This window comes from Bradyrhizobium sp. Ken01 (assembly GCF_055807355.1).
The window spans coordinates 73,364-99,259 of record NZ_JBVVPC010000011.1; the positions used below are offsets into that span (position 1 = coordinate 73,364).

The 25,896-nt window shown below is 64.0% G+C and carries 22 protein-coding genes; 17 read left to right on the forward strand and 5 right to left on the reverse strand.

The features are described 5' to 3' along the window. Positions 1-192: 192 nt before the first annotated feature. Positions 193-2,289, reverse strand: coding sequence for a 3-hydroxyacyl-CoA dehydrogenase NAD-binding domain-containing protein (locus tag AC0L3S_RS13645; RefSeq protein ID WP_473279409.1), 2,097 nt, complete (start codon positions 2,287-2,289; stop codon positions 193-195). Between the two features lie 128 nt (positions 2,290-2,417). Between AC0L3S_RS13645 and AC0L3S_RS13650 the strand changes: the two genes are divergently transcribed. From AC0L3S_RS13650 to AC0L3S_RS13695, 10 genes are all read left to right on the forward strand, one after another. Further along, complete coding sequence (locus AC0L3S_RS13650; RefSeq protein ID WP_473279410.1) at positions 2,418-3,284, forward strand: IclR family transcriptional regulator; 867 nt, start codon at positions 2,418-2,420, stop codon at positions 3,282-3,284. A gap of 66 nt (positions 3,285-3,350) precedes the next feature. Next, on the forward strand, positions 3,351-4,148 hold the full coding sequence (locus AC0L3S_RS13655) for an ABC transporter ATP-binding protein (protein WP_473264524.1): 798 nt from the start codon (positions 3,351-3,353) through the stop codon (positions 4,146-4,148). Further along, positions 4,145-4,858 carry an ABC transporter ATP-binding protein gene (locus tag AC0L3S_RS13660; protein ID WP_007599709.1) on the forward strand — a complete coding sequence of 238 codons (714 nt, stop codon included), beginning with the start codon at positions 4,145-4,147 and terminating at the stop codon, positions 4,856-4,858. The genes AC0L3S_RS13655 and AC0L3S_RS13660 overlap by 4 nt, the downstream gene beginning before the upstream one ends. 11 nt (positions 4,859-4,869) lie before the next feature. Next, positions 4,870-5,748, forward strand: coding sequence for a branched-chain amino acid ABC transporter permease (locus tag AC0L3S_RS13665; protein ID WP_007599708.1), 879 nt, complete (start codon positions 4,870-4,872; stop codon positions 5,746-5,748). A 2-nt stretch (positions 5,749-5,750) separates the two neighbouring features. Beyond that, positions 5,751-6,767 carry a branched-chain amino acid ABC transporter permease gene (locus AC0L3S_RS13670; RefSeq protein ID WP_473264522.1) on the forward strand — a complete coding sequence of 339 codons (1,017 nt, stop codon included), beginning with the start codon at positions 5,751-5,753 and terminating at the stop codon, positions 6,765-6,767. Positions 6,768-6,798: 31 nt separating this feature from the next. Continuing rightward, entirely contained in the window at positions 6,799-8,034 is a 1,236-nt protein-coding gene (locus AC0L3S_RS13675) for an ABC transporter substrate-binding protein (RefSeq protein WP_473279411.1), read from the forward strand. Between the two features lie 120 nt (positions 8,035-8,154). Next, the gene (locus tag AC0L3S_RS13680) at positions 8,155-9,381 is read left to right on the forward strand and encodes an ABC transporter substrate-binding protein (protein WP_473264520.1); all 1,227 of its coding nucleotides are present in this window, start codon (positions 8,155-8,157) and stop codon (positions 9,379-9,381) included. A gap of 239 nt (positions 9,382-9,620) precedes the next feature. Next, on the forward strand, positions 9,621-10,850 hold the full coding sequence (locus tag AC0L3S_RS13685) for an ABC transporter substrate-binding protein (RefSeq protein WP_007599704.1): 1,230 nt from the start codon (positions 9,621-9,623) through the stop codon (positions 10,848-10,850). 196 nt (positions 10,851-11,046) lie between these two features. Then, positions 11,047-12,330, forward strand: a complete 1,284-nt coding sequence (locus AC0L3S_RS13690; protein ID WP_473279412.1) for a glycerate kinase type-2 family protein — start codon at positions 11,047-11,049, stop codon at positions 12,328-12,330. Between the two features lie 217 nt (positions 12,331-12,547). Further along, entirely contained in the window at positions 12,548-14,644 is a 2,097-nt protein-coding gene (locus tag AC0L3S_RS13695) for a putative bifunctional diguanylate cyclase/phosphodiesterase (RefSeq protein ID WP_473279413.1), read from the forward strand. A 57-nt stretch (positions 14,645-14,701) separates the two neighbouring features. On the opposite strand, the gene AC0L3S_RS13700 is transcribed toward AC0L3S_RS13695, so the two are convergent. Next, positions 14,702-15,223, reverse strand: coding sequence for a MarR family winged helix-turn-helix transcriptional regulator (locus tag AC0L3S_RS13700; RefSeq protein WP_473279414.1), 522 nt, complete (start codon positions 15,221-15,223; stop codon positions 14,702-14,704). A gap of 176 nt (positions 15,224-15,399) precedes the next feature. Between AC0L3S_RS13700 and AC0L3S_RS13705 the strand changes: the two genes are divergently transcribed. Genes AC0L3S_RS13705 through AC0L3S_RS13715 form a run of 3 tightly spaced genes read left to right on the forward strand, consistent with a single transcriptional unit; the run spans position 15,400 to position 18,945 of the window. Further along, positions 15,400-16,440 carry a branched-chain amino acid ABC transporter permease gene (locus tag AC0L3S_RS13705; protein WP_473279415.1) on the forward strand — a complete coding sequence of 347 codons (1,041 nt, stop codon included), beginning with the start codon at positions 15,400-15,402 and terminating at the stop codon, positions 16,438-16,440. A 7-nt stretch (positions 16,441-16,447) separates the two neighbouring features. Next, positions 16,448-18,217: a branched-chain amino acid ABC transporter ATP-binding protein/permease gene (locus AC0L3S_RS13710; RefSeq protein WP_473279416.1), complete on the forward strand. Its 1,770-nt coding sequence runs from the start codon at positions 16,448-16,450 to the stop codon at positions 18,215-18,217. Then, positions 18,214-18,945 carry an ABC transporter ATP-binding protein gene (locus AC0L3S_RS13715; protein ID WP_473279417.1) on the forward strand — a complete coding sequence of 244 codons (732 nt, stop codon included), beginning with the start codon at positions 18,214-18,216 and terminating at the stop codon, positions 18,943-18,945. Before AC0L3S_RS13710 ends, AC0L3S_RS13715 begins: the two co-directional genes overlap by 4 nt. A 172-nt stretch (positions 18,946-19,117) precedes the next feature. Here the strand turns inward: AC0L3S_RS13715 and AC0L3S_RS13720 are convergent, their stop codons facing one another. Further along, positions 19,118-19,741, reverse strand: coding sequence for a pyridoxamine 5'-phosphate oxidase family protein (locus AC0L3S_RS13720; protein WP_085361639.1), 624 nt, complete (start codon positions 19,739-19,741; stop codon positions 19,118-19,120). Between the two features lie 120 nt (positions 19,742-19,861). Between AC0L3S_RS13720 and AC0L3S_RS13725 the strand changes: the two genes are divergently transcribed. After that, complete coding sequence (locus AC0L3S_RS13725; protein WP_473279418.1) at positions 19,862-20,746, forward strand: LysR family transcriptional regulator; 885 nt, start codon at positions 19,862-19,864, stop codon at positions 20,744-20,746. A 47-nt stretch (positions 20,747-20,793) separates the two neighbouring features. Here AC0L3S_RS13725 and AC0L3S_RS13730 read toward each other — a convergent pair whose 3' ends face one another. Continuing rightward, positions 20,794-21,213, reverse strand: coding sequence for a PaaI family thioesterase (locus AC0L3S_RS13730; RefSeq protein WP_473279419.1), 420 nt, complete (start codon positions 21,211-21,213; stop codon positions 20,794-20,796). 219 nt (positions 21,214-21,432) lie between these two features. Continuing rightward, the gene (pobA, locus tag AC0L3S_RS13735) at positions 21,433-22,602 is read right to left on the reverse strand and encodes a 4-hydroxybenzoate 3-monooxygenase (RefSeq protein WP_473279420.1); all 1,170 of its coding nucleotides are present in this window, start codon (positions 22,600-22,602) and stop codon (positions 21,433-21,435) included. Positions 22,603-22,816: 214 nt separating this feature from the next. Here pobA and AC0L3S_RS13740 point away from each other — a divergent pair, with 214 nt between their 5' ends. The 3 genes from AC0L3S_RS13740 (at position 22,817) to AC0L3S_RS13750 (ending at position 25,884) form a co-directional block, all read left to right on the forward strand. After that, positions 22,817-23,833 (forward strand): TRAP transporter substrate-binding protein, encoded by a 1,017-nt coding sequence (locus AC0L3S_RS13740; RefSeq protein ID WP_473279421.1) that lies wholly within the window; start codon positions 22,817-22,819, stop codon positions 23,831-23,833. 219 nt (positions 23,834-24,052) lie between these two features. After that, positions 24,053-24,562: a TRAP transporter small permease gene (locus tag AC0L3S_RS13745; protein ID WP_007605289.1), complete on the forward strand. Its 510-nt coding sequence runs from the start codon at positions 24,053-24,055 to the stop codon at positions 24,560-24,562. Between the two features lie 2 nt (positions 24,563-24,564). Further along, on the forward strand, positions 24,565-25,884 hold the full coding sequence (locus AC0L3S_RS13750) for a TRAP transporter large permease (protein ID WP_473279422.1): 1,320 nt from the start codon (positions 24,565-24,567) through the stop codon (positions 25,882-25,884). The last annotated feature ends 12 nt before the right edge of the window (positions 25,885-25,896 follow it).

Here is a 25,896-nt window from a genome sequence, read left to right on the forward strand (position 1 = left end):
TCGTTACTCTGCAGACGTGAGGCGGGCACGGACAGACGGGCTCCCTTCCCCCTTGTGGGGAAGGGTTGGGGAAGGCGGTGGCCACAAGCGCCGGCGCCCGGGGCTACCCCCCTCCCTGACCCTCCCCCACAAGGGGGGAGGGAACGGAGAGAGCGTTGCTCGGGGCGAGACATCACAGCCACCCCAATACCATCACGCCGCTTTCGAGCCCGCCGCGAGCGAGGCGAAGGTCTTGCCCTCCTCCGCGAGCTTCTTCAGCAGTGGCGCGGGCTCGAGGCTGGGGTCATTGGTCTCCTTCGCATAGAAGGAGAGACGATCGGCGATGTGCTTGAGGCCGACGGTGTCGGCCCAGAACATCGGGCCGCCGCGGTAGATCGGCCAGCCATAGCCATAGAGCCAGACCACGTCGATATCGGAGGGGCGCGCGGCGATGCCTTCTTCCAGGATCTTCGCGCCCTCGTTGATCATCGGATACATCATGCGCTCGAGGATCTCGTCGTCGCTGACGACGCGTTTCTTGCGGCCCAAACGCAGCAGCGTCTCGTCGATCAGCTTCTCGACTTCCGGATCCGGTAGCGCCGAACGGGAGCCGGCTTCGTATTTGTAATAGCCCTTGCCGGTCTTCTGGCCGAAGCGGCCGGCTTCGCAGAGCGCGTCCGCGATCTCCGACTTGATGCCGCGGTCCTTGCGCGAGCGCCAGCCGATGTCGAGGCCGGCGAGGTCACCCATCGCGAACGGCCCCATCGGCATGCCGAATTTCGTCACGACGGCGTCGACCTGCTGCGGCAAGGCACCTTCGAACAGCAACTTCTCCGACTGCTTGCCGCGCTGGGCCAGCATGCGGTTGCCGACAAAGCCGTCGCAGACGCCGACCACGGCCGGCACTTTTGCGATTTTCCGTGCGATGTTGACCGCGGTCACGAGGGCATCCGGCGCGGTCTTGTCGGCGCGCACGATCTCACACAGTTTCATGACGTTGGCGGGCGAGAAGAAGTGCATGCCGAGCACGTCCTGCGGACGCTTGGTCGACTTCGCGATCTCGTCGATGTTCAGGTAGGAGGTGTTGGAGGCGAGCACGGCGCCCGGCTTGACGTATTGGTCGAGCTTGCCGAACACTTCCTTCTTCACTGCCATGGTCTCGAACACGGCTTCGATGACGAGGTCGGCATCGCCGACGTTCTCGATGCCCACGACGCCGTTGATCAGCGCCATGCGCTTGGCGGGCGCATCCGCCGGGATGCCCCCGCGCGCCGCGGTCGCTTCCCAGTTCTTCTGCATGATGCCCATGCCGCGCTTGAGCTGCTCCTCGCCGGTCTCGATCAGGGTGACGGGAACGCCGGCATTGGCAAAGGACATCGCGATGCCGCCGCCCATCGTGCCGGCGCCGAGGATGGCGACGCGGTTCACGGGTCGCGGCTTGGTTCCCTCGGGAACGCCGGCGATCTTGCTGGCCTCGCGCTCGGCGAAGAAGGCATAACGCTGCGCCTTGGACTGATCGCTGGCGACGAGCTTCAGGAAGCCCTCGCGCTCCTTCTTGAGGCCCTCGTCGAACGGCAGGTCGATGGCGTAGCCGACGGCGTCGGCCGCCGCGAACGGCGCTTCCAGGCCGCGCGCCTTCTTGGTCATGGCGGCAACCGCATTGGTGAAGATCGAGCGATCGGCCTTGGCCGCCGCGATCTTGGAGTCGTCGTCACGCAGGCGGCGCAGCGGACGCTTTTCAGCCAGCAACTTTCGTACGAAGGCTTCGCCTCCGGCGGCCGGGCCCTCGACGATCTCCTCGATCAGGCCGTTCTTCAGCGCTTCCGCCGCACCGATCGGATCACCGCCGACGATCATCTTGACCGCGAGCTCCGGTCCGACCGCGCGCGGCAGGCGCTGGGTGCCGCCGGCGCCCGGCAGCAGGCCGAGCTTCACCTCGGGCAGGCCGAGCTTGGCTTCCTTCACCGCGACGCGGAAATGACAGGCGAGCGCGACCTCGAGGCCGCCGCCGAGCGCGGTGCCGTGGATCGCGGCCACGACCGGCTTTGGTGAATTCTCGATCTCGGAAAGCACATCGTTAAGGCCGGGTGCCTTCGGCGGCTTGCCGAATTCAGTGATGTCGGCGCCTGCGATGAAGGTCCGGCCGGCACAGGTCAGCACGATGCCCTTGATGGCGGGATCGGCGACCGCGGCCTTGATGCATTCCAGAATTCCGCCGCGAACCGCGGCGCTCAGCGCGTTGACCGGAGGGCTGTCGACCGTGACGATCCCGACTTCGTCATGACGCTCAAGCTTGACCACTTCGCTCACGGTGTCCCTCCTTGGTGGGGTAACTTTTGTTCAATTTCGCATTGCGGAATTTAATTCCGCATCTTGACGGCAGGGTTATTTTGAAGCACGTGGCTTGTCAACGACTCCGCGCAAGAAGCAGATCAGGGATGAAGCGTACAGGAAAGAAGACAGCGACCGATCGGAATTTCGTCGTCGCGCTTTCCCGCGGACTCGACGTATTGCGCGCATTCCAGCCCAGCGACGGACTTCTTGGCAATCAGGAAATCGCGGCCCGCACCAATTTGCCCAAACCGACCGTTTCGCGGCTGACCTATACCTTGACCAAGCTCGGCTATCTGACGCCGGTTCCCCGCTTCGAGAAATATCAGCTTGCGCCGGCCGCGATGGCACTCGGCTACGCCGCTTTGTCCAATCTCGGCGTTCGGCATTTGTCCGAACCGTTCCGCGAGGAAATGATGCGCGCGACCGGGGGAGCCGTTGCCGTCGGCGGCCGCGACCGTCACAGCATGATCTATTTCGGGCAAAGCCGCGGCAGCGAGACGGTCGGCGTTCAACTTGACGTCGGCTCCCGCGTGCCGATTGCAACCAGCGCGATGGGCCGCGCCTATTTCTGGGCGCTCGAGGAGAGCGATCGCGCGGAACTGTCCCGTGTCTTGCGCGAACATTACGGCAGCCGCTGGCCGAAGATGCGCGACGGGCTGGAACGTTCCGGCGAGACCGTCGCGAAATACGGATTTGCGATTTCGGTCGGCGACTGGCACGACGACATCGGCGCCGCCGGCGTCGCGCTCAGGCTCAACGACGGAACCGGCCCTTACGCATTCAATTGCGGCGCGCCGGCATTCCGCTTCACGGAAGAGCGTTTGATCAACGACATTGGACCGCGTCTGCTTGCGATGGTAAGGAACATCGAAGCGGCACTTGGGGGTCTGATGCCGCATTCCAAAAAAGACGTCAGCAAAAAGCTGAAATCAGGAGGGAAAGTTGCGCGTGTGGCCGAGGGGATCAGATAGCCTTTGTCATCATCGGGAGTGGTTCACATCGCTCCTTCGCTCACCGAACAGAGTGGGCGAGACGAGATGACGCAGGCACAGCTCGCGCAGGGGACATCGCCCCTGCTCGCGGTTCGCGACGTCAGCGTCGTGTTCGGCGGCATCATTGCGCTCAACGGCGTGTCCTTTGACATGCACAAGGGCCAGATCCTCGGCTTGATCGGCCCCAACGGCGCCGGCAAGACCACGCTCTTCAACTGCCTCTCGCGGCTGTACCAGCCGTCGTCCGGCGACATTCTGATGGAGGGCGCGAGCATCCTGACGCGCCCGCCGCACCGGATCGCGGAGATCGGCATCGGCCGCACCTTCCAGAACGTGGCGCTGTTTCCGAATTTGTCGGTGATGGACAATGTCCGCGTCGGCACCCATGCCCGCACCTCCAGCGACATCATCAGCGACTCGCTGCGGCTGGCCTGGGTTCGCCGCAGCGAGAGCGACGTCAACAAGAAGGTGCATGAGATCCTCGCCTATCTCGACCTCGAGGACGTCGCCCACACCGTCGTGTCGGGCCTGCCGTTCGGCACGCAGAAGCGCGTCGAGCTGGCGCGCGCGCTCGCTGCCGATCCGAAGATCCTGCTGCTCGACGAGCCCGCCGGCGGCCTCAACCACGAGGAAGTCTACGTGCTCGGCGACCTCATCCGCCGTATCCGCGACGAACGCCACATGACCGTGCTGCTGGTCGAGCATCACATGGGCCTCGTGATGTCGATCGCCGACCACGTCGTCGCGCTGAATTTCGGCAAGAAGCTCGCGGAAGGCACGCCCGCCCAGGTGCAGGCGGATCCCGACGTCATCAAGGCCTATCTCGGGAGCAAGGACCAATGACGACACTGCTCAACGTCAAGGACCTGCGCGCCTATTACGGCCAGGTCCAGGCGCTCCACGGCCTGTCCTTCTCGCTTAGCGAGGGATCGCTGACCACGCTGCTCGGGGCCAACGGCGCCGGCAAGACCACCACGCTGCGCGCGATCTGCAACATGGTGCGCTCGACCGGCGGCATCGAGTTCGACGGCAAGCCGCTGAACAACCGCTCCACCGAAAGCATCGTGCGGTTCGGCATCGCCCATGTGCCGCAGGGCCGCGGCACCTTCACCACCATGACGGTGGAGGAAAACCTCCAGCTCGGCGCCATCACCCGCAAGGACAGCGCCGGCATCGTCTCCGACATCGAGCGCATGTATGCGCATTTCCCGGTGCTCAAGCAGCGCCATACCCAGCAGGCCGGCACGCTCTCGGGCGGCGAGCAGCAGATGCTCGCGGTCGCCCGCGCCCTGATGCTGCGGCCGCGGCTGATGCTGCTGGACGAACCTTCGTTCGGCCTGGCGCCGCTGGTCGTGCGCGACCTGTTCGGCATCCTCGGCAAGATCAATCGCGAGGACAAGGTGTCGATCCTGGTGGTCGAGCAGAACGCCCAGCTCGCGCTCGAGCTCGCCGACCAGGCCTATGTGATCGAGACCGGACGCATCGTGATGTCGGGCAACGCCAAGGACATCGCGAACAACGAAGAAATCCGCAAATCCTATCTGGGTTACTGAGGAGCCGGCAGATGGAGCTGTTCACCAACCAAGTGCTGGCCGGCATCGCCACGGGCGCGATCTACGCCTGCATGGCGCTCGCCGTGGTCATGATCTACCAGGCGATCGACCATCTCAACTTCGCGCAGGGCGAGATGGCGATGTTCTCGACCTTCATCTCCTGGCAGCTGATGCAATGGGGCATCCCCTATTGGGCCGCCTTCGTGATCACGCTGGCATTGTCCTTTGTCGGCGGCATCGCGATCGAGCGCATCCTGTTCAAGCCGCTCGCCAAGGCGCCGGTGCTGACCAACGTCGCCGGCTTCATCGCGCTGTTCGCGATCATCAACTCCTCCGCCGGCCTGATCTGGGACTTCACCATCAAGCAGTATCCGACCCCGTTCGGCTCCTCGCCGTTCCTCGGCAGCCAGCTGATCTCGACCCACCAGGCCGGCATGATCGGCGTCACGGTGCTGCTGCTGCTCGGCCTCTACTTCTTCTTCCAGTACACCAAGATCGGCCTCGCCATGCGCGCGGCCGCCTCCGTGCCTGAATCGGCCCGGCTGGTCGGCATCAACACCAGCTGGATGATCGCGCTGGGCTGGGGCATGGCGTCCGCGATCGGTGCGATCGCCGGCATGCTGATCGCACCGGTCGTGTTCCTCGAGCCCAACATGATGGGCGGCGTGCTGATCTACGGCTTCGCCGCGGCGGTGCTCGGCGGACTGACCAGCCCGTTCGGCGCCGTGGTCGGCGGCTTCCTGGTCGGTGTCTTCGAAAACCTCGCCGGCACCTACATTCCCGGCGTCGGCAACGAGCTGAAGCTCCCGATCGCGCTCGCGCTGATCATTTCCGTCCTGGTCGTCAAACCCGCTGGCCTGTTCGGCCGGCAAATCGTCAAGCGAGTTTGATCATGAGCGCTGCAGAAGACGTCGTCACGGAAGCCCCGGCCGTCGAGGCGGTTCCGAAGCGGGCGATGACGCTGGGCACGGGCACCTCCCTGTTGGTGCTGGCGGTGCTGTTGGTCGTGCCGGTGTTCGTCAAGAACTTCATCATCTTCCAGATGACGATGCTCCTGATCTACGGGCTCGCGGTGCTGGCCTTGAACATCCTGACGGGCGGCTCCGGCCAGTTCTCGCTGGGCCAGAGCGCCTTCTACGCCGTGGGCGCTTATACGTCGGCGGTGCTGATGGAGTACTTCAACGTCAACTATGCGCTGACAATTCCGGTTTCCGCGGCGGTCTGCTTCGCATTCGGCTACCTGTTCGGCAAGCCGGCGCTGCGGCTGTCGGGCGTCTATCTCGCGCTCGCGACCTTTGCGCTTGCCACCGCGATGCCGCAGCTGCTGAAGCTGAACTTCCTCGAGCACTGGACGGGCGGCGTGCAGGGCCTCGTCGTCACCAAGCCCGACGCGCCGTTCGGGCTGCCGATGTCGCAGGACACGTGGCTCTACTACTTCTCGCTCGCCGTCGTGCTCGCGATCTACATCTTCTCGGTCAATCTGCTGCGCTCCCGCTCGGGCCGCGCCTTCATGGCGATCCGCGACAACGAGATCGCGGCCTCCTCGATGGGCGTCAACGTCGCACTGTACAAGACGCTGGCCTTCGGCGTGTCCGCCGGCATCACCGGCGTTGCCGGCTCGCTTGGCGCCATCGCCGTGCAGTTCGTCGCGCCCGACAGCTACACGATCACGCTGGCGATCTCGCTGTTCCTCGGCATGGTCGTCGGTGGCGTCGGCTGGCTGCCCGGCTCGTTCGTCGGCGCAGCCTTCATCATCTTCGTGCCGAACATGGCGGAGGGCATCTCCAAGGGCCTCTCCGGCGCCGTATTCGGCGTACTCCTGTTCGCCGTCATCTATCTCGTGCCGCACGGCGCGAGGCAGATCGCGATCATGGGCCAGCAACTCGTCGGCCGGCTCAGAAAGAACTGACAACCCGTTGATTAAGCCAAGGAGACCCGAATTGCTTTTTGAAAGAACACTGCGAACCGCTGCGCTGGTAACGGCAACGGCGGTCATCACTCTCACCTCCGGCGCCGCATTCGCCCAGAAGAAATACGACACCGGCGCATCCGATACCGAGATCAAGATCGGCAACATCATGCCGTACAGCGGTCCGGCCTCGGCCTATGGCATCATCGGCAAGACCGAAGAAGCCTATTTCAAGATGATCAACGACAAGGGCGGCATCAACGGCCGCAAGATCAACTTCGTCACCTATGACGACGGCTATTCGCCGCCGAAGGCCGTCGAGCAGGTCCGCAAGCTGGTCGAGAGCGACGAGGTGATCGTCGTGTTCAACCCGCTGGGCACGCCCTCGAACAGCGCGATCCAGAAGTATTTGAACGCCAAGAAGATCCCGCAGCTGTTCGTCGCCACCGGCGCCACCAAGTGGAACGACCCGAAGAACTTCCCCTGGACCATGGGCTGGCAGCCCTCCTACCAGAGCGAAGCGCAGATCTACGCGAAATGGCTGTTGAAGGAGAAGCCGGACGCCAAGGTCGCGATCCTTTATCAGAACGACGATTTCGGCAAAGACTACCTCAAGGGCACCAAGGACGGCCTGGGCGCCAAGGGCGCGTCCATGATCATCATGGAAGAAAGCTACGAGGTGTCCGAGCCCTCGATCGACGGTCACATCGTCAAGATCAAGGCGGCCAATCCCGACGTCCTGCTGATCTACGCGACGCCGAAGTTCGCGGCCCAGACCATCAAGAAGACCGCCGAGCTGAGCTGGAAGCCGCTGCAGATCCTCACCAACGTGTCGATCTCGGTCGGCAGCGTGATGAAGCCGGCCGGCTTCGAGGCCGCGCAGGGCGTGCTGTCGGCCGCCTATGCCAAGGACTCCACGGACCCGCAGTGGGCCAACGACCCCGGCATGAAGAAGTGGAACGAGTTCGTCGACAAGTACATGCCGGGTGCCGACAAGTCCGACACCAGCATGGTCTACGGCTACGGCGCCGCGTCGACGCTCGCCAAGGTCCTGGAGATGTGCGGCGACGATCTGACCCGGGCCAACATCATGAAGCAGGCGGCCTCGTTGAAGGATTTTGCACCGGACACCTTGCTGCCCGGCGTCAAGATCAACACCGGACCCACCGACTTCGCCCCGATCGCGCAGCTTCAGATGCAGCGCTTCAAGGGCGAGAAGTGGGAACTCTTCGGCGAGATCATCAGCGGCGACATCGCCACCGAGTGACACCTTGACGCAATAGTCCGACACATCGAGAAGCCCCCGCGGACGATCGCGGGGGCTTTTTGTTGACGTCCCGCATCAATCTTGTTCAATGCGGCGGCGATCCGTTCCGGGTGGAGAAAGATGACTGCCGTTCGATTTCAGGTTGCGGGCGTTCTGGCCGCACTCGCGTTGTGCACTGCGATGGGCAGCCCGGCACTGGCGCAAAAGAAATACGACAGCGGCGCCTCCGATACCGAGATCAAGATCGGCAACATCATGCCCTATAGCGGCCCGGCCTCCGCCTATGCGGCGATCGGCAAGGCCGAGGAAGCCTATTTCAACAAGATCAATGCCGAGGGCGGCATCGGCGGCCGCAAGATCAAGTTCATCTCCTACGACGACGGCTATTCGCCGCCGAAGACGGTGGAGCAGGCCCGCAAGCTGGTCGAGAGCGACGGGGTGCTGCTGATCTTCGGCTCGCTCGGCACCTCCACCAACGGCGCCATTCGCAAATACATGAACGAGAAGAAGGTGCCGCAATTGTTCGTGGCGAGCGGCGCTTCGAAGTGGAACGATCCAAAGCAATATCCCTGGACCATGGGCTGGCAGCCGAGCTACGCCAGCGAGGCGCGCATCTACGCCAAGTACATCATGAAGGAGAAGCCGGACGGCAGGATCGGCGTGCTCTATCAGAACGACGATTTCGGCAAGGACTATCTCAAGGGGCTGAAGGACGGCCTTGGGCCAAAGGCCTCGATGATCGTGCTGGAAGACGGCTACGACACTTCGGAGCCGGCAATTGACGAGCACGTCGTGAAATTGAAAGCCTCCGGCGCCGACATCTTCGTCAGCATCACCACGCCGAAATTTGCAGCGCAAGCGATCAAGAAGGCGGCCGAGATCGGTTGGCATCCGGTCCACATCATCTCCAACGTCTCGGCCTCGGTCGGCGGCGTGCTCGAGCCGGCCGGGCTCGAGATCTCGCAAGGCATCCTGTCGGCGAGCTACACCAAGGACGGCTCCGACCCGCAATGGAATGCCGATGACGGCATGAAGAAGTTCTACAACTTCCTCGCCAAATACGATCCCAAGGCCAACAAGCTCGATGCCGGCGTAGTGTTCGGCTACGCCGCAGCCCAAACCATGGTGAAGGTGCTGCAGATGTGCGGCGACGATCTCACCCGCGAGAACGTCATGAAGCAGGCGGCAAGCCTGAAGGATTTCGAGCCCGACACCCTGTTGCCCGGCATCAAGATCAACACCGCGGCCGATAATTTCGCCCCGATCGAGCAGCTCCAGATGATGCGGTTCAAGGGCCGGAAATGGGAGCTGTTCGGCGACGTCATCTCGAGCGAGCTCGGCCACTGAAGCCGCGCAACTCAAACTCGCTCCCGATGGGTTCATCAACTCAGACGGATGCACCTTCTCGCAGTCGCACACGAACGCACGCCCGTCCCTGACTACTAAAGAAGCAGCCCCTGCGACCCCGCCGCAGGGGCTTTCTGTTGTAGGCATCAGGTAAATCGTATTGAATTGCGGCCGCGTCACCAAAAACGAGCAACACAAGAAAAGGGACGCACACACACCAAGAAAATAGGGAGATAGGAATGCCCGCTGTCACCGGCAAACTTGCGGCCGCGTCACTTGCGCTCGCGCTCATTGCGGCCTCGGCCTCCACGGCATCGGCCCAGAAGAAATACGATACCGGCGCGACCGATACCGAGATCAAGATCGGCAACATCATGCCCTACAGCGGACCGGCCTCCGCCTACGGCATCATCGGGCGGACCGAAGCCGCCTATTTCAAGAAGATCAACGACGAAGGCGGCATCAACGGCCGCAAGATCAACTTCATCTCCTATGACGACGCTTACTCGCCGCCGAAGACGGTGGAGCAGGCGCGCAAGCTGGTCGAGAGCGACGAGGTGCTGTTTATCTTCAACTCGCTCGGCACGCCGCCGAACTCGGCGATCCACAAATACATGAACTCGAAGAAGGTGCCGCAGCTGTTCGTCGCCACCGGCGCCACCAAGTGGAATGACCCGAAGGATTTCCCCTGGACCATGGGCTGGCAGCCCAACTACCAGAGCGAGACGCAGATCTACGCGAAATGGCTGCTCAAGAACAAGCCGGATGCCAAGATCGCCGTGCTGTTCCAGAACGACGATTACGGCAAGGATTATCTCAAGGGCCTGAAGGACGGCCTCGGCGCCAAGGCTGCGTCGATGATCGTCATGGAGGAGAGCTATGAGACCTCCGAGCCGACCATCGACAACCACATCGTCAAGCTGAAGTCGACGGGCGCCGACGTCTTCATGAACATCACGACGCCGAAATTCGCGGCGCAGGCGATCAAGAAGAATGCCGAGATCGGCTGGAAGCCGCTGCACTTCCTCAACAACGTCTCGGCCTCCGTCGGCAGCGTGCTCAAGCCCGCCGGGTTCGAGAACTCGCAGGACATCATCTCCGCCGACTACCTGAAGGACATTTCGGATCCGGCGTGGAACAGCGACCCCGGCATGAAAGACTTCGTTGCGTTCATGAACAAGTACTTTCCCGACGGCGACAAGCTCGACCACGGCACCATCGTCGGCTATGGCGTGGCGCAGACCCTGGTCCAAGTGCTCAAGCAGTGCGGTGACGATCTCACGCGCGCGAACGTCATGAAGCAGGCCGCCAGCCTGAAGAACTTCCGCACCGAAGTGCTGCTGCCGGGCGTGCAGATCAACACCTCCCCGACCGACTTCGCGCCGATCAGCCAGCTCCAGCTCGAGAAGTTCAAGGGCGACAAGTGGGAGCTGTTCGGCGACGTGATCAGCGCCGACGTCGGCGGCTAGCCGCCTGATACCCGCGACGATGAAAACCCCCTGCGCTGGCCGCGCAGGGGGTTTTTGCTTGCGCAGCGATTATGATCACGCGATTGCACAATCGAATGACGGCAAAGCCGGCTTACGCTTTGGCGCATGATGCGGTAGGCAGGTGAGCGGCGCGCGTTTGCCGCCAGTCTTTTCTGTCCGCTCAAGGCCTTTCGTCATGACCGACCGACGCCCCCTGCTCCGTGCGCTCTACGACGCCGCCGTTGCCGCCGCTCATCCGAGCACGATTCTGGCGCCGCACCTGCGGCCCGCGCCAAGGGGACGCGTGATCTGCCTCGCCGCCGGCAAGGGCGCGGCCGCGATGGCCGCCGCCGCCGAGCGGCATTATCTCGACACGCTCGGGCTCGCCCCGGAGCGCCTCGTCGGCATCGCCACCACGCGTCACGGCTACGGCGTACCGACCCGCCGCATCCGCGTGGTCGAGGCCGGTCATCCCGTGCCTGACGAAGCCGGCCTGAAGGGCGCGGCCGATACGCTCGCGCTCGCGGCCGAGGCTAGGCCAGACGATTTGCTCCTGGTGCTGCTCACCGGCGGCGGCTCGGCGAACTGGATCGCGCCCGTCAACGGCATCAGCTTCGCGCAGAAGCAGGCGGTCAACAAGGCGCTGCTCCGCTCCGGCGCGCCGATCGGCGAGATGAATGTCGTGCGCAAGCATCTGTCGCGGATCAAGGGCGGCCGGCTGGCGCGCGCGGGCAAGAATGCCGCCGAGATCGTGACGCTTGCGATCTCCGACGTGCCGCATGACGACCCCTCCGCGATCGCCTCCGGTCCGACCGTGCCTGATCCGACCACGCTCAATGATGCGCGCGCGATCGTCGCCAGGTACAAGCTCGACATCGACGATGCCGTCCGCCGCGCGCTGGACGACCCCGCCAACGAGAGCTGCAAGCCCGGTGATGCCGCGTTCGCGCGCGCGCATTTCGAATTGATCGCGCGTCCGAAGCAATCGCTCGACGCTGCGGTGAAGCTGGCGCATGAGGCCGGTTACGAGACGATCGATCTCGGCGCCGACCTCGAAGGCGAAGCCCGCGAAATTGCCGCCGATCACGCCAGGCTGGCGCTTCAGGCTCGCGCGCAGGGCAAGCGCGTCGCGATCCTCTCCGGCGGCGAGCTCACGGTCACCGTGCGCGGCAATGGCCGCGGCGGCCCGAACCAGGAATATGCGCTGGCGCTCGCCGGCCTCTTGAAGGGCACGCCTGACATCTCCGCGCTCGCTGGCGACACCGACGGCGCCGATGGCGGTGCCGGCAATCCCACCGACCCCGCCGGCGCACTGATCGATGCGGCGACGTTCGCGAAGATGGCGGCGCAGGGACTGCAGCCGCAGGCCTATCTCGACAACAACGACGCGACGACGTTCTTCGAGGCGACGGGCGACCTGTTGCTGCCGGGTCCCACGCTGACCAATGTCAACGATATCAGGGTGATCCTGGTCGACTGACACGGCGGCATCGCTATCCCGCCGGCTCCGTGCGTTCGGCGCGACGGCATGGTTAACGATCTCTTAATTCTCGTCGGCATCCTCTTTTCCAGGGCCGGGCATCGCCGCCCTTAACCTCGCGTTCGCCGCAGTTTCAGGAACATGTCCCGAATTGGGCGAATTGTTGGGCTCATTCACCACCGCCTGCTCTAATCGCGTCGTCCCGGGGGCAACGTGCATGGCGGAAAGTGATCAGGAGGTCGCAAGCATTGATCCGCTCGTGCTCGGCGAGCTGCTCAAGTGCGCCGCCAACAATCTGTGGCTCGGGATCATCCTCTTTGGCAGCGACCGCAGGGTCATTTTCTGCAATCCGCGCTACCGCGAGATGTACGCGCTCTCGCCCGACCAGGTGCACCCGGGCACGCCGATCAAGGACCTGATCGAGCATCGGCTCAAACTGGGCCTGAACGTCGGCGGAGAAGCCGGCGCCTATGTCCGTGCCCGCACCGAGGGTTCGGTCGTCAGCGAGCAGACGGTCCAGCAGTTCGCCGACGGACGAATCATCGCCTACACCATCCATCCCCTGCCCGATGGCGGCGGCATGGCGACGCACGAGGACATTACAGAGCGCGAAGAGCTCAGTGCGCGGCTACAGGAACGCAATTTCCAGTTCGACGTCGCAATCAACAACATGTCACAGGGACTTTGCTTCTTCAGCGCCGACCATCGGCTGCTGGTCTGCAACACGCACTATATCGAAATGTACGGCCTGCCGCCCGACCGCGTTCGTCCGGGCACGCCGCTCCAGGAGATCCTCGACCTGCGCTTCGAAGCCGGCAGCGTGCCGACCATGACGCGGGAGGAATACGCCACATGGCGGACCGATGTCGCAACGTCTGCCGAGGCCATGGACAGCATCGTCGAGATGCGGAACGGGCGAACCTTCAAGATCAGGCACCGACCGATGCCCGATCTCGGGTGGGTCGCGACCCACGAAGACATCACCGAGCAGCGCAAGGCGGAATTGCAGATCGCGCATATGGCGCACCACGACGCGCTGACGGATCTCGCCAATCGCGCCCTGCTCGGTCAGCGCCTCAAGCAGGCGCTCGCACAGGGCGGGATGTTCGCGATCCACCACATCGATCTCGACAAGTTCAAGGCCGTCAACGACACCCTGGGCCACCAGGCCGGCGACATGCTGCTGCAGGATGTCAGCCGCCGCCTCAAGCAGCTCGCCCGCGACAGCGATACGATCGCGCGCATGGGTGGCGATGAATTCGTCATCCTCCAATCGCCGATTTCCGATTCGCGCGAAGCGGATACGCTGGCGCGTGATGTTGTCAGCACCCTGAGTGCTCCGTTCGGGCTCGACGGACATCAGGCTCTTGTGGGCGCGAGCATCGGAATCGCCATCGCGCCCGGCGACGGCTCGACGCCCGAGCAACTCCTGCACAATGCCGATCTGGCACTGTATCGCGCCAAAAGCGACGGTCGCGGCATGCACTGCTTCTTCGAACCGGCCATGGGCGAAGCGGCCCAAAGCCGTCGCGCGCTGGAGCAGGACCTGCGCAACGGACTTGCCGCCGGCGAGTTCGAACTGCACTACCAGCCGGTCGTGAAGACCGACGGCGGCGACATCAGCGGCTTCGAAGCCTTGATCCGTTGGCGACATCCACGGCGCGGACTGGTCGCGCCGAACAGCTTTGTCCCGCTTGCGGAAGAGATCGGCCTGATCGTGCCGATCGGCGAATGGGTGATCCGGCAGGCCTGTGCCACTGCAAGCCGGTGGCCGGACCATCTGCACGTCGCCGTCAACATCTCGGCGGTGCAATTCCGCCAGCCGGGCCTGACGGAGGTGATCGTCGGCGCGCTCGCGGCCTCCGGCCTCGATCCGCGGCGGCTGGAGATCGAGATCACGGAAAGCGTTTTGCTGCAGGACAGGAACGGGACGCTGACGACGCTGCACCAGCTCCGCGCGCTGGGCATCAAGGTCGCCATGGACGATTTCGGCACCGGTTATTCGTCACTGACCTATCTGCAATGCTTCCCCTTCGACAAGATCAAGATCGACCGGTCTTTCGTCAGTGGCGTGGAAAACAATGCGGCATCCCTCAGCATCGTGCGGGCGGTGGCGGCACTGGCGCGCGGGATGGGCATGACGACGACGGCGGAGGGCGTGGAGACCGAGGAGCAACGGGACCGGATCGCAGCGGAGGGCTGCACGGAAATGCAGGGCTATCTGTTCAGCCCGCCGTTGCCCGCCGCTGAAATCGAGCGGCGTTTCCTGTCCGCGGAAGCACCTGCCATGCCCGACCGGTTCGCTGCGGCATAACCGCCAGCCCGCCCGGGATGCCGGGTTCGATGCTCCGTCTTCGGAGCAATGGACCCGTCAGAACTCGTTGGCGATCTTCGAGAGCATCCCGAGCAGGGCTTCGCGGTTGGACGGCCCGAGCACCTCGTTCAGCCGGGCCTCGTGCTTGGTGGCGACGAGCTTCTTGGCGCGGGCCAGCACGGCCTTGCCTTTGTCGGTCAGCACCAGGATGTGCGAGCGGCGGTCGTTGGTGGAGCGGATCCGCGCGCAAAGATCCCGGCTCTCGAGATTGTCGAGCATGGCGACGAAATTCGGGCGCAGGATGCCGAGGGTGGAGGCGATCTCGGTCTGGTTACGGCCCGGGTTTTTCTCGACCAGCAGCAGCACGGAGAACTGCGCCGGCGTGAGCTGGAGCGAGGCCACGCAGCGGAGGAAATTCTCGAACACCTTGAGCTGTGCGCGCTTCAGGACATAGCCGAGCTGCTCCGAGAGCTCGCCGAGCTGGAGGGCTTCGCCAGGCCCGTCGGGCGCGTCCTTGCGGCCCTTGGCGGTCTCGGCGGGTTTTTCAGAGGACTTTTCAGCGGTTTTGGAAACGGTCATCGCCTCATGCTCGCAATCCCGTTAAGTTCGGGAGGATCGTTCGCCACTCTTGATGTTATATTTGATAATTGTTATGGACCATATCAAATATCGTCAGCGCTGTTCAATGGCTGTGAGCGGGCCGTCCACCACAATCAGGTGACCGGTCCTGAATCTTTGAGGGGGAGCGTCCGGTCTTGAATACCACCATCATGCTGTTCCTGCTGCAGGACGGCATTACCAATGGCGCGATCTATGCGCTGCTCGGCCTGGCGCTGGTGCTGGTGTTCGCCGTCACCCGCGTCATCCTCATCCCCCAAGGCGAATTCGTCACCTATGGCGCGCTGACCTATGCCTCGCTGGCCGCGGGCCAGATGCCAGGGACCGCGAAACTCGCGCTCGCCCTCGGCATTGGCGCCTTCGCGTTCGACCTGTTCGCCGCGCGCAAGGCGTTGCACGGGCGCCTGGTCCTGCGCAGCATCCTGACCAACATCGTGCTGCCGGCCGTCGTGCTGGCGCTGACCGTCTACTACGCCGCTCAGAAGCCGCCGGTTGCGGTCTGCATCGCGCTGTCGCTGGCGATCGTGGCGATGATCGGCCTGTTTCTCTACCGCATCGCATTCCAGCCGCTGGCGCACACTTCGGTGCTGGTGCTGCTGATCGCCTCGGTGGGCGTCCACCTCGCACTTCAGGGTTTGGGCCTTTTGTTCTTCGGCGCCGAAGGCCAGCGCGGACCTGCCGTGCTGTCCGGCTCTTTCACCACCGGCGCGCTGCGCTTCACCGGCCAGAGCATCACGGTCTATGGCATTACCATCGCCTTCATCGTTGGGCTGTGGCTGTTTTTCGGGCTGACACTTTACGGCAAGGCGCTGCGCGCGACCGCCGTGAACCGGCTCGGTGCCCGGCTCGTCGGCATCCGCACCACGCTGTCCGGGCAGATCGCCTTCCTGCTGGCGTCGGTCATCGGCGCACTGTCGGGCATCATGATCGTGCCGATCACGACGCTCTATTACGACTCGGGCTTCCTGATCGGCCTGAAAGGCTTTGTCGCCGCCATCATCGGCGGGCTTGTCAGCTATCCCCTCACCGCGGTCGCGGCGCTGGTCGTCGGCATCGTCGAGGCGTTCTCGTCCTTCTATGCCTCCAACTACAAGGAGGTGATCGTTTTCATGCTCTTGATTCCCGTGCTGCTGCTGCGCTCGCTCGCGGCGCCTGCGGTCGAGGAAGAAAAGGACTGACGCCAAGATGCAGAGCCGGCTCCCCATCCTCATCTTCGCAGCTGTCGTGGCGGCGATCCCGTTTGTTCCGGGCATGCCCCCGTTCTGGATCGTGCTGCTCGACAATATCGGCCTCGCGGCCCTGGTCGCGATGGGTCTCGTGTTGCTGACCGGCGTCGGCGGCCTGACCTCGTTTGGACAAGCGGCCTTCGTCGGCTTCGGCGCCTACACCACCGCGGTGCTGTCGACGGCCTACGGCATGTCGCCCTGGCTGACACTGCCGCTGTCGCTGGTGGTCAGCGGATTGCTGGCGGTGCTGCTCGGCCTCGTCACGGTCCGTCTCTCCGGCCATTATCTGCCGCTCGGCACGCTGGCCTGGGGACTCGGCTTGTTCTATCTCTTCAGCAAGCTGGAATTTTTGGGAAGAAACGACGGCATCTCGGCGATCCCGCCGCTGTCGATCGGCTCGTTCAAAATGCTCTCGCCCGGCTCGATCTACTACGCGATCTGGGTTGCCGTGATCCTCTCGGCGCTGCTCACGATGAACCTGCTGGACTCCCGCACCGGCCGCGCCATCCGCGCGCTCCGGCGCGGCCATGTCGCGGCCGAGGCGTTCGGCGTGCACACGCCGCGGGCCAAGATGCTGGTGTTCATCCATGCCGCCGTGCTCGCCGGTCTCTCCGGCTGGCTCTACGCCCATCTTCAACGCGCGGTGAATCCGACGCCGTTCGGCGCGCAGGCCGGCATCGAATATCTCTTCATCGCCGTGGTCGGCGGCGCCGGCTATGTCTGGGGCGGTGTCCTCGGTGCGGCGCTCGTCGTGGTCCTGAAGGAAGTGCTGCAGAGTTACCTGCCGCTGATCTTGCCCGGCTCCGGCCAAGTCGAGACCATCGTGTTCGGCATCATGCTGGTGGCGCTGCTCCAGCTCGCACCCGGCGGCGTCTGGCCCTGGCTGATGTCGTTCCTGCCCCAGCGCACCAATGGCAAGAAGCCGGACACTTCGTTGAAACTGGAGCAGCGCACCCGCTCCCCCGGCCAATCCAGCGTCCTGCTTCAGGTCGAGAAGGCGCGGAAGCAATTTGGCGGCGTGGTCGCGGTAAACAACGTCTCCTTCGACGTTCAGGCTCGCGAGATCGTCGCGCTGATCGGCCCCAACGGCGCAGGCAAGAGCACCACCTTCAACCTGATCACCGGCGTGCTGTCGGCCAGCTCGGGCTCGATCTCCGTGCTCGGCAACAAGGTGGACAGGGCGCCGCCGCAGGAGATCGTCAAGCTCGGCATCTCCCGCACCTTCCAGCACGTCAAGCTGGTGCCTGACATGACCGTGCTGGAAAACGTCGCAATCGGCGCGCATCTGCGCGGCCATTCGGGGCCGATCTCCTCGATGCTGCGGCTCGACCGCACTGATGAGGCAAAGCTGCTCGCCGAAGCCGCTCGCCAGATCGAGCGCGTCGGACTGGGCGAGCAGATGCATCAGCTCGCGGGCTCGCTCTCGCTGGGACAGCAACGGATCGTCGAGATCGCTCGTGCGTTGTGCGTCGATCCGATGCTGCTGCTGCTCGACGAGCCGGCCGCCGGCCTGCGCCACATGGAGAAGCAGCGGCTCGCGAGCCTGCTGCGGGAGCTGCGCGACGGCGGCATGAGCGTCTTGCTGGTCGAGCACGACATGGGCTTCGTCATGAACCTTGCCGACCGCATCGTGGTGCTCGATTTCGGCACCAAGATCGCGGAAGGAACGCCGGCGACGATCAAGACCAATCCCGAAGTGATCAAGGCCTATCTCGGAGTGGCGGCATGAGCGCGCTGTTGTCCGTCGCCGACGCCCATGTCGCCTATGGCAAGGTCGAGGCCGTGCGCTCGGTCTCGCTCGAAGTTGGCCAGAACCAGATCGTCACCATCGTAGGCGCCAACGGCGCCGGCAAGACCACGCTGCTCTCCGCCATCATGGGCATCTTGCCGCTAAAGGGGCGCGTTTCATTCGCAGGTCAGGATCTGTCGCGGCTCGACATCGAGGACCGCGTCGCAATGGGACTTGGCCTCGTTCCCGAGCACCGCGAATTGTTCGTGACCATGAATGTCGAGGACAATCTCGAGTTGGGGGCCTTCCGCATCGAGAGAAGCAAGGCGAAAACCTCGATGGAGCGGGTCTACACGCTGTTTCCGCGGCTCAAGGAGCGGCGCAAGCAGCTCGCCGGCACGCTCTCCGGCGGCGAGCAGCAGATGCTCGCAATGGGCCGCGCACTGATGGGCGAGCCCAAGCTCCTGATGCTGGACGAGCCGAGCCTCGGCCTCGCCCCGATCATCGTCGCCGACATTTTCCGCATCGTCACCGAACTGCGCGCCGCCGGCGTCTCCGTGCTGCTGGTCGAGCAGAACGCGCAGGCCGCGCTCAAGATCGCGGATCAGGCCTATGTCATGGAGCTCGGCGAGTTCGTGCTCAGTGGCAAGGCCAGCGACATCGCGGCAAACGAGCGCGTTGCCGCCAGCTATCTCGGCTTCCAGCACGAAGCCACGAGCGGGCTGTAGTCCTTTCTCAAACTCACCTGTCATCGTCCGCCTGCTGCGCAATTGCGCACAGGGGCGGATGATCCAGTATTCCAGAGGCCGCTGTGATTGAACCGAGACGCCGCGGCGTACTGGATGCCCCGCCTTCGCGGGGCGTGACACCGGAGGATGTCGGGAGAGGCGAAGACAGTGCCTAGCTTGCCCCCTTCTCCCCCTTCAGCGCCGCGACCTCCGCTTCCAGCTCCGCGATTTTCGCGTCCCTCGCCGCCAGCGCCGCTGCCACATCCCCCGCGTCGAACTTCTGCGGGATGTGCTGCGGGCAATTCGTGTCCCACGCTTCGATCTTGAACAGGATCACCTGCTCCGGCCGCGCGCGATAGCCTTTCGGCATCAGCGATGTCGTCAGCGCCTCGTCGTCCTCGACCACCCGCGCCTCGCCCCAGATCTTCACCCGGCGGCGATGGGCGTAGTCCATCACGAAGATGTAGGCCTTGGGATTTTCGGACAGATTTCCCTGCGTGATGTATTGCCGATTGCCGGCGTAGTCCGTGAAAGCCAGCGTTTGCTTGTCCAGCACCTTCAAAAAGCCCTTCGGGCCGCCGCGATGCTGGATGTAGGGCTGGCCGTCGGCCGAGGCGGTCGCAAGATAAAAGCTGTTGGCGTCGGCCAGGAATGCCGCGAGGTTCTCATCGACCTCGGTGCGCCAGCCGCGCTGCTCGGCATGCGCATAGCCTTCGCGTGATCCCTTTCGGGTCTGGATTGACTTCACGGCCGGCGTGAATGCCACATCGCTGGCGTAAGTGTGAGTTGCCGTCATCGGACCATCTCCTGAAATCCCGGCGCGTCCTTGCGTCTTCGCCATCTAAGATGGACTTTTCGCCCGCTAAAACAATCGACCCGCTTGACACTTCATCATTGCGTTATATGCAATAACGCCATGAACCGCCTCGAAGCCATGCATGTTTTCGTCACCGTCGCCGATTTGCGCGGCTTCGCGCCGGCGGCACGAAAACTGCGGCTGTCCCCCTCCGCGGTGACGCGGCTGATCGCGGCGCTGGAGGAGCATCTCGGCGCGCGGCTGCTGCAGCGGACCACCCGTCAGGTCACCCTGACCGACGTCGGCACGCGCTATCTGGAGCGCGCGCGTCGCATCCTCGCAGATGTCGAGGAAGCCGATGGCTCGGCACGGGAGGAGCGCAACCGGCCGAGCGGGCGGCTGGTGGTGTCGGCGCCGGTCGGCTTCGGCCGGCTCCATGTCGGGCCTGTCATGATCGCCTACCTCAAGCGCTATCCCGAGGTCGCCTGCGAATTGCGGCTGTCGGACAACTTGGTCAATCTCGTGGAAGACGCCGTCGACGTCGCGGTGCGGATCGGACATCTCGCCGACTCTTCGCTCGTCGCGCGCCAGGTCGGCGAGATGCGGCGGATCGCGGTGGCGACGCCGGGCTATCTGAAGCGCCATGGCGAGCCGAAGACGCCGGAGGCACTGCTTACGCACGAGACCATCGCCTTCGGTCCATCCGCCAGCTGGCGCTTCGTGCAGGACGGCCGCGACATCGAGGTGGCGCCGAATCCCCGCTTCGCCAGCAACAGCGCTGACGCCGCCCTGCAATATGCCGAGGCTGGCGGCGGTGTGACCCGGGTGCTGGCCTATCAGGCCGCCGAGGGCTTGCGGCGCGGGCGGCTCAGAATCGTGTTGGCGAAATACGAGCAGCCGGCGCTGCCGATCCACATCGTGTACCCGACCTCGCGCCTGCTCTCCGCCAAGGTGCGCGCCTTCGTCGATCTCGTGGTGGAGACCGCGGAGTGGAGGTTTGGTTAAGCTTCGTGTCCCGGACGCGCCGCACCGCGTCCGGGACACCAGACCGATCACCCCTTTTTCGGCACGACGCGAAAGGTGCCGCTGGCGCGCGCGATCACGGCGCCGTCGGCCTTCGCGAGGCACTGCGCGAAGCAGATCGTGCTCCCGGTCTTGATCGCCTCACCCTCGACCGCGAGCCATTGGCCGATCTCGCCGGCGCCGACATAGTCGACCGACAGCGAGATCGTGACCAAGGAGGTCGTCCAGCCCGTCGCCTGCGCGCAGCTGTAGCCCATGGCGGCATCGGCCAGCGCCGCGATCAGGCCGCCATGGATCAGCCCGCGCGCGTTGGTGTGCGGTGTTGCGAGCCGCAATCCCACGGTGACGCCATTGTCGGTCTTCCTGGAGTAAAGCGGCTCCCAGGGGTCGGTGAGCGGGGCTTGGCGGAAATGCGGCTCGAAGCCGGCGGGAATGTCGGTGCTGGTCATGTCTGTCTCGCATTGGTGGCTGCGGCCATTGAACGCGAGGGACGTGACGGTTGCATCACCTACAAAGTTTTAAACGGCATTTGCGCGGGTGTTTGAAAGGAGTGGCGCCGACGCGAGCACTCGTAGGGTAGGCAAAGGTGCGCAGCGCCGTGCCCACCATCTCGCGCGGAAGACTACGGTGGTGGGCACGCTTCGCTTTACCCACCCTACGGCTCCGTCCTAAAACGGCAGCCCCACGTAATTCTCCGACAGCGAGGTCATCGCGGCCTGCGACTGCGTGACGTAGTCGAGCTCGGCGAGCTGGATGCGCGCGCCGATGGTGCCGGTGTCGGGGAATTTGTGCAGCATCGAGGTCATCCACCAGGAGAAGCGCACGGCCTTCCAGACCCGCGCCAGTGCCTCCGCCGAATAGCCATCAATGCCGGCGCTGGATTTTTCATCGTAGAACTCGCGGAACGCACTCGACAGATAATGCGCGTCGCTCGCGGCCAGGTTCAGCCCCTTGGCGCCGGTCGGCGGCACGATATGGGCGGCGTCGCCGCACAGGAACAACTTGCCGAAACGCATCGGCTCGGCGACGAAGCTGCGCAGCGGCGCAATGCTCTTCTCGATCGAGGGGCCCGTGATGAGGCTGTCCGCGGCGTCCTGGTCGAGCCGGCGCTTGAGCTCGTCCCAGAAACGATCGTCCGGCCATTGGTCGACATGGTCGTCGAGCGCGCACTGCACATAGTAGCGGCTGCGTCTGGTCGAGCGCATGGTGCACAGCGCAAAGCCGCGGGCGTGGTTGGAATAGATCAGCTCGTGGCTGACCGGTGGCGTCTCGGAGAGGATGCCGAGCCAGCCGAACGGGTAGATGCGCTCGAACTCCTCGATCGCCGAAGCCGGAACGCTGGCGCGGCTGACGCCGTGAAACCCGTCGCAGCCGGCGATGAAATCGCAATCGATCGTGTGGGTGACGCCATCTTTCACGTAGGTTACGCGCGGGTGACCGCCGTCGAAATCCTGCGGCTGCACGTCCCTGGCCTCGTAGACCGAGGTGAGACCGGCGGCCGTGCGGGCGTTCATCAGGTCGAGCGTGACCTCGGTCTGGCCGTAGATCATGACCGTCTTGCCGGTCGAAGCCTTCATGTCGATGCGATGACGGCGACCGGAGAAGGCGAGCTCGATCCCTTCGTGCACCAGCCCTTCGGCATGCGCCCGCGCGCCGGCGCCGATCTGGTCGAGCAGCGCGACGGTCCCCTCCTCCAGCAGTCCGGCACGGATGCGGCCGAGCACATAGTCCGGGCTCTGCCGCTCCAGAATGACATTGTCGATGCCGTAACGGTGCAGCAGTTGCCCAAGCAACAATCCAGCCGGCCCTGCCCCGATGATTGCGACTTTTGTCCGCAATACTTGCTCCTCCCGATCCTGTAGGCTTTCGGCGCGGCTCGCTTGTCGCAGCCGTCCGCCCACGATAATTATATCATATAACGGTTGAGCAGAAAGGAGTGCGCGGCGGCACGCCGCGCCAGTTCCGGCTTGAACGCGCCGGCCAATTAGATAACATGTTAATTAACGAGACCGGGCCATCGAAGCCCGCCGTCAAAAGAGGGAGAGACGCGTAATGAGGAAAGCCTGTCTGGCGTTGCTGCTGGCAGCAAGCGTGAGCCCTGCGTTCGCGCAGGACAAAACCTTCGATTTGAAGATCTCGCACTGGGTGCCGGCCTCGCATCCGCTGCAGAAATCGCTGGAGGACTGGGCCGCCGCGGTCGAGAAGGATTCCGGCGGCACCATCAAGGGCAAGGTGTTTCCGGCCCAGCAGATGGGTAAGGCCTTCGACCATTACGACATGGCGCGCGACGGCATCGCCGACGTCACCTATGTCAATCCCGGCTACCAGCCCGGCCGCTTCCCGATCATCGGCGCCGGCGAATTGCCGTTCCTGATCTCGGATGCCAAGGGCGGCTCGATGGGGCTCGACGCCTGGTACCGCAAATACGCCGAGAAGGAGATGAAGGACGTCAAATACTGTCTCGCCTTCGTCCACTCGCCGTCTTCCTTCCACTCCCGCACCAAGAAGATCGTGATGCCGGAGGACGTGAAGGGCCTGAAGATCCGCCCCGCCCACGCCACCATGGCGAATTTCGTCACCTCGCTCGGCGGCACCAATGTGCAGTCCTCCGCGCCCGAAGTGCGCGACATCATCGAGCGCGGCGTTGCCGACGGCGTCACCTTTCCCTGGGGCTCGCTGGTGCTGTTCGGCATCGACAAGGTCACCAAATACGACATGGAGGCGCCGCTCTACACCACGACCTTCGTGTTCGTCATGAACAAGGACAAGTACAATGCGATGTCCGATAAGCAGAAGGCCGCGATCGACAAGAATTGCACAGTCGAGATGGCAGGCGTCGTCGGCGAGCACTGGGGCAAGTTCGAGGATGCCGGCATCGACAAGGTCAAGGCGGAGTCCGGTCACGAGGTCTATAAGCTGACGCCCGAGCAGACCGCCGCCTGGAAGAAAGCCGCCGAACCGCTGGTGAAGACCTGGAGTGACGGCGCGAAGAAGGCCGGCGCGGATCCGGACGCGGCGCTTAGCGAGCTGAAGGCATCTCTGAAGAAGTACAACGCGCTAGCGGAGTAGCGCGAGGGCGGGCTCTTCTTCCCGCTCTCCCCGTTCTTACGGGGAGAGGGTTGGGGTGAGGGGCCGGTTCCGCAAAAATAGTGACAAACGGACTCGCGGAGAGCCCCCCTCACCCGCCTCGCATCTTGCGATGCGACGCGGCCTCTCCCCGCGCGCGGGGAGAGGCGAAGGACCACCGCCGGAGTCGACAACGAGAATGACAATGCGCAGGACACTCCCATGAAGCGCAGCTGGATGGATCGCGTGATCGATTCGATCGAATGGATCGCAGCGGCCTTTGTCGGCATCGTCGCGCTCGACATCTTTCTGTCGGTGCTGCTGCGTAACACGCTGAACTATTCGATCCCCGATAGTTTCGACATCGGCCGCATGTTGCTCGGGATTCTCATCTTCTGGGGCATCGCCGCGACCTCCTATCGCGGCACCCACATCACGGTCGATCTGGTCTGGGGCAATGTCGGGCCGCGCTACCAACGCTGGATCGACGTGTTCGCGACACTGGTGCTGCTGTTCGTCGTGACGGTGCAGACCTGGACGCTGTTCGACAAGGTGCGCGGCACCTACAACGACAACGTCCAGACCTTCGACATGCACATGCCGACCTGGCCGTTCTTCGCGATCGCCTGGATCGGCGACGTCTCGGCCGTGCTGCTGATCGCGATCCGTACCTACCGGTTGATCTTCCATCCCGAAGAGATGCACGACCCCAAACTGAAGGCGACGGAGTGATCATGAGCACCGATGCCGTCGCCGTTATCGGCTTTGTTTCCCTGTTTGCCCTGATGCTGCTGCGCGTGCCGGTCGGCATGGCCATGGGCCTTGTCGGCGTCTCCGGCTTCTCCTATCTCGTCGGCGCCACGCCGGCGCTGAAGCTGGTCGGCCAGACCTCGATGCGCACGGTGACCGACTACACCTTCGGCGTCATTCCGATGTTTCTTCTGATGGGCTCCTTCGTCAGCAATTCCGGCATGAGCCGCGAGCTGTTCCGCGCCGCCAACGGCTTTGTCGGCCATTTGCGCGGCGGGCTCGGCATCGCCACCGTCGGTGCCTGCGGCGGCTTTGCCGCGATCTGCGGCTCTTCGGTCGCAACCGCAGCGACCTTCTCCGCGGTCGCTTACCCCGAGATGCGCCGCTTCGGCTATCCGCAATCGTTTGCGACCGGCGTGATCGCGGCCGGCGGCACGCTGGGCGCGATGCTGCCGCCGTCCACCGTGCTCGCCGTCTACGGCATCATCACCGAGCAGGACATCGGCAAGCTGTTCATCGCCGGCATCATCCCGGGCATCCTGGCGATGACCATGTACATGATCACGATCTTCCTGATCGGCTATTTCCGGCCCGACTTTTTGCCCAAGGGCAAGGTGCTGCCGTGGCGCGAGCGCTTCGCCGGCCTGAAGGACATCTGGGCGCCGGTGCTGCTGTTCGTGTTCGTGATCGGCGGCCTTTACGGCCTGCCCTATTTGCCGCGCTTCACGCCGACGGAAGCGGGCGGCGTCGGCGCTGCCGGCGCCTTCATCATCGGCGTGGCGACTGGCCGGCTCGATCGCGAGAAAATTCTGGCATCGCTGCTCCAGGCGACGCGCACGGCTGCCGCCGTGTTCACCGTGCTGATCGGCGCCTTGATCTTCGGCTATTTCCTCACGGTGACGCAGACCCCGCAGAAGGTGACGGAATTCCTCACCGGCCTCGGTCTCGGCCCCTACGGCGTGTTGGCGCTGATCATGGTGATGTATCTCGTCCTCGGCTGCCTGATGGACGCCATGGCGATGATCATCCTCACCGTGCCGATCATCTTCCCCGTGATCATGCATCTCGGTTTCGACCCGATCTGGTTCGGCGTCATCATCGTCATGACCGTCGAACTCGGCCTGATCCATCCGCCGGTGGGCATGAACGTCTTTGTCATCAAGAGCGTGGTGAAGGACGTCTCCTTCTCCACCATCTTCAGGGGCGTGATTCCGTTCGTGGCGACAGACCTGGCGCGCCTGGTGATCCTGATCGCCTTCCCGCTGCTGGCGACATGGCTGCCGACGCGGATGATGGCGCATTGAGGAGGTGAAGCG

Bases quoted from the DNA above. Each gene is read 5' to 3' on its own strand.
- AC0L3S_RS13710 (WP_473279416.1), top strand. From the start codon at position 16,448: ATGCAGAGCCGGCTCCCCATCCTCATCTTCGCAGCTGTCGTGGCGGCG.
- AC0L3S_RS13660 (WP_007599709.1), top strand. From the start codon at position 4,145: ATGACGACACTGCTCAACGTCAAGGACCTGCGCGCCTATTACGGCCAG.
- AC0L3S_RS13720 (WP_085361639.1), bottom strand. From the start codon at position 19,741: ATGACGGCAACTCACACTTACGCCAGCGATGTGGCATTCACGCCGGCC.
- AC0L3S_RS13745 (WP_007605289.1), top strand. From the start codon at position 24,053: ATGAAGCGCAGCTGGATGGATCGCGTGATCGATTCGATCGAATGGATC.
- AC0L3S_RS13740 (WP_473279421.1), top strand. From the start codon at position 22,817: ATGAGGAAAGCCTGTCTGGCGTTGCTGCTGGCAGCAAGCGTGAGCCCT.
- AC0L3S_RS13715 (WP_473279417.1), top strand. From the start codon at position 18,214: ATGAGCGCGCTGTTGTCCGTCGCCGACGCCCATGTCGCCTATGGCAAG.
- AC0L3S_RS13725 (WP_473279418.1), top strand. From the start codon at position 19,862: ATGAACCGCCTCGAAGCCATGCATGTTTTCGTCACCGTCGCCGATTTG.
- AC0L3S_RS13730 (WP_473279419.1), bottom strand. From the start codon at position 21,213: ATGACCAGCACCGACATTCCCGCCGGCTTCGAGCCGCATTTCCGCCAA.
- AC0L3S_RS13680 (WP_473264520.1), top strand. From the start codon at position 8,155: ATGACTGCCGTTCGATTTCAGGTTGCGGGCGTTCTGGCCGCACTCGCG.
- AC0L3S_RS13695 (WP_473279413.1), top strand. From the start codon at position 12,548: ATGGCGGAAAGTGATCAGGAGGTCGCAAGCATTGATCCGCTCGTGCTC.
- AC0L3S_RS13665 (WP_007599708.1), top strand. From the start codon at position 4,870: ATGGAGCTGTTCACCAACCAAGTGCTGGCCGGCATCGCCACGGGCGCG.
- AC0L3S_RS13670 (WP_473264522.1), top strand. From the start codon at position 5,751: ATGAGCGCTGCAGAAGACGTCGTCACGGAAGCCCCGGCCGTCGAGGCG.
- AC0L3S_RS13685 (WP_007599704.1), top strand. From the start codon at position 9,621: ATGCCCGCTGTCACCGGCAAACTTGCGGCCGCGTCACTTGCGCTCGCG.
- AC0L3S_RS13750 (WP_473279422.1), top strand. From the start codon at position 24,565: ATGAGCACCGATGCCGTCGCCGTTATCGGCTTTGTTTCCCTGTTTGCC.
- AC0L3S_RS13690 (WP_473279412.1), top strand. From the start codon at position 11,047: ATGACCGACCGACGCCCCCTGCTCCGTGCGCTCTACGACGCCGCCGTT.
- AC0L3S_RS13700 (WP_473279414.1), bottom strand. From the start codon at position 15,223: ATGACCGTTTCCAAAACCGCTGAAAAGTCCTCTGAAAAACCCGCCGAG.
- AC0L3S_RS13650 (WP_473279410.1), top strand. From the start codon at position 2,418: ATGAAGCGTACAGGAAAGAAGACAGCGACCGATCGGAATTTCGTCGTC.
- AC0L3S_RS13655 (WP_473264524.1), top strand. From the start codon at position 3,351: ATGACGCAGGCACAGCTCGCGCAGGGGACATCGCCCCTGCTCGCGGTT.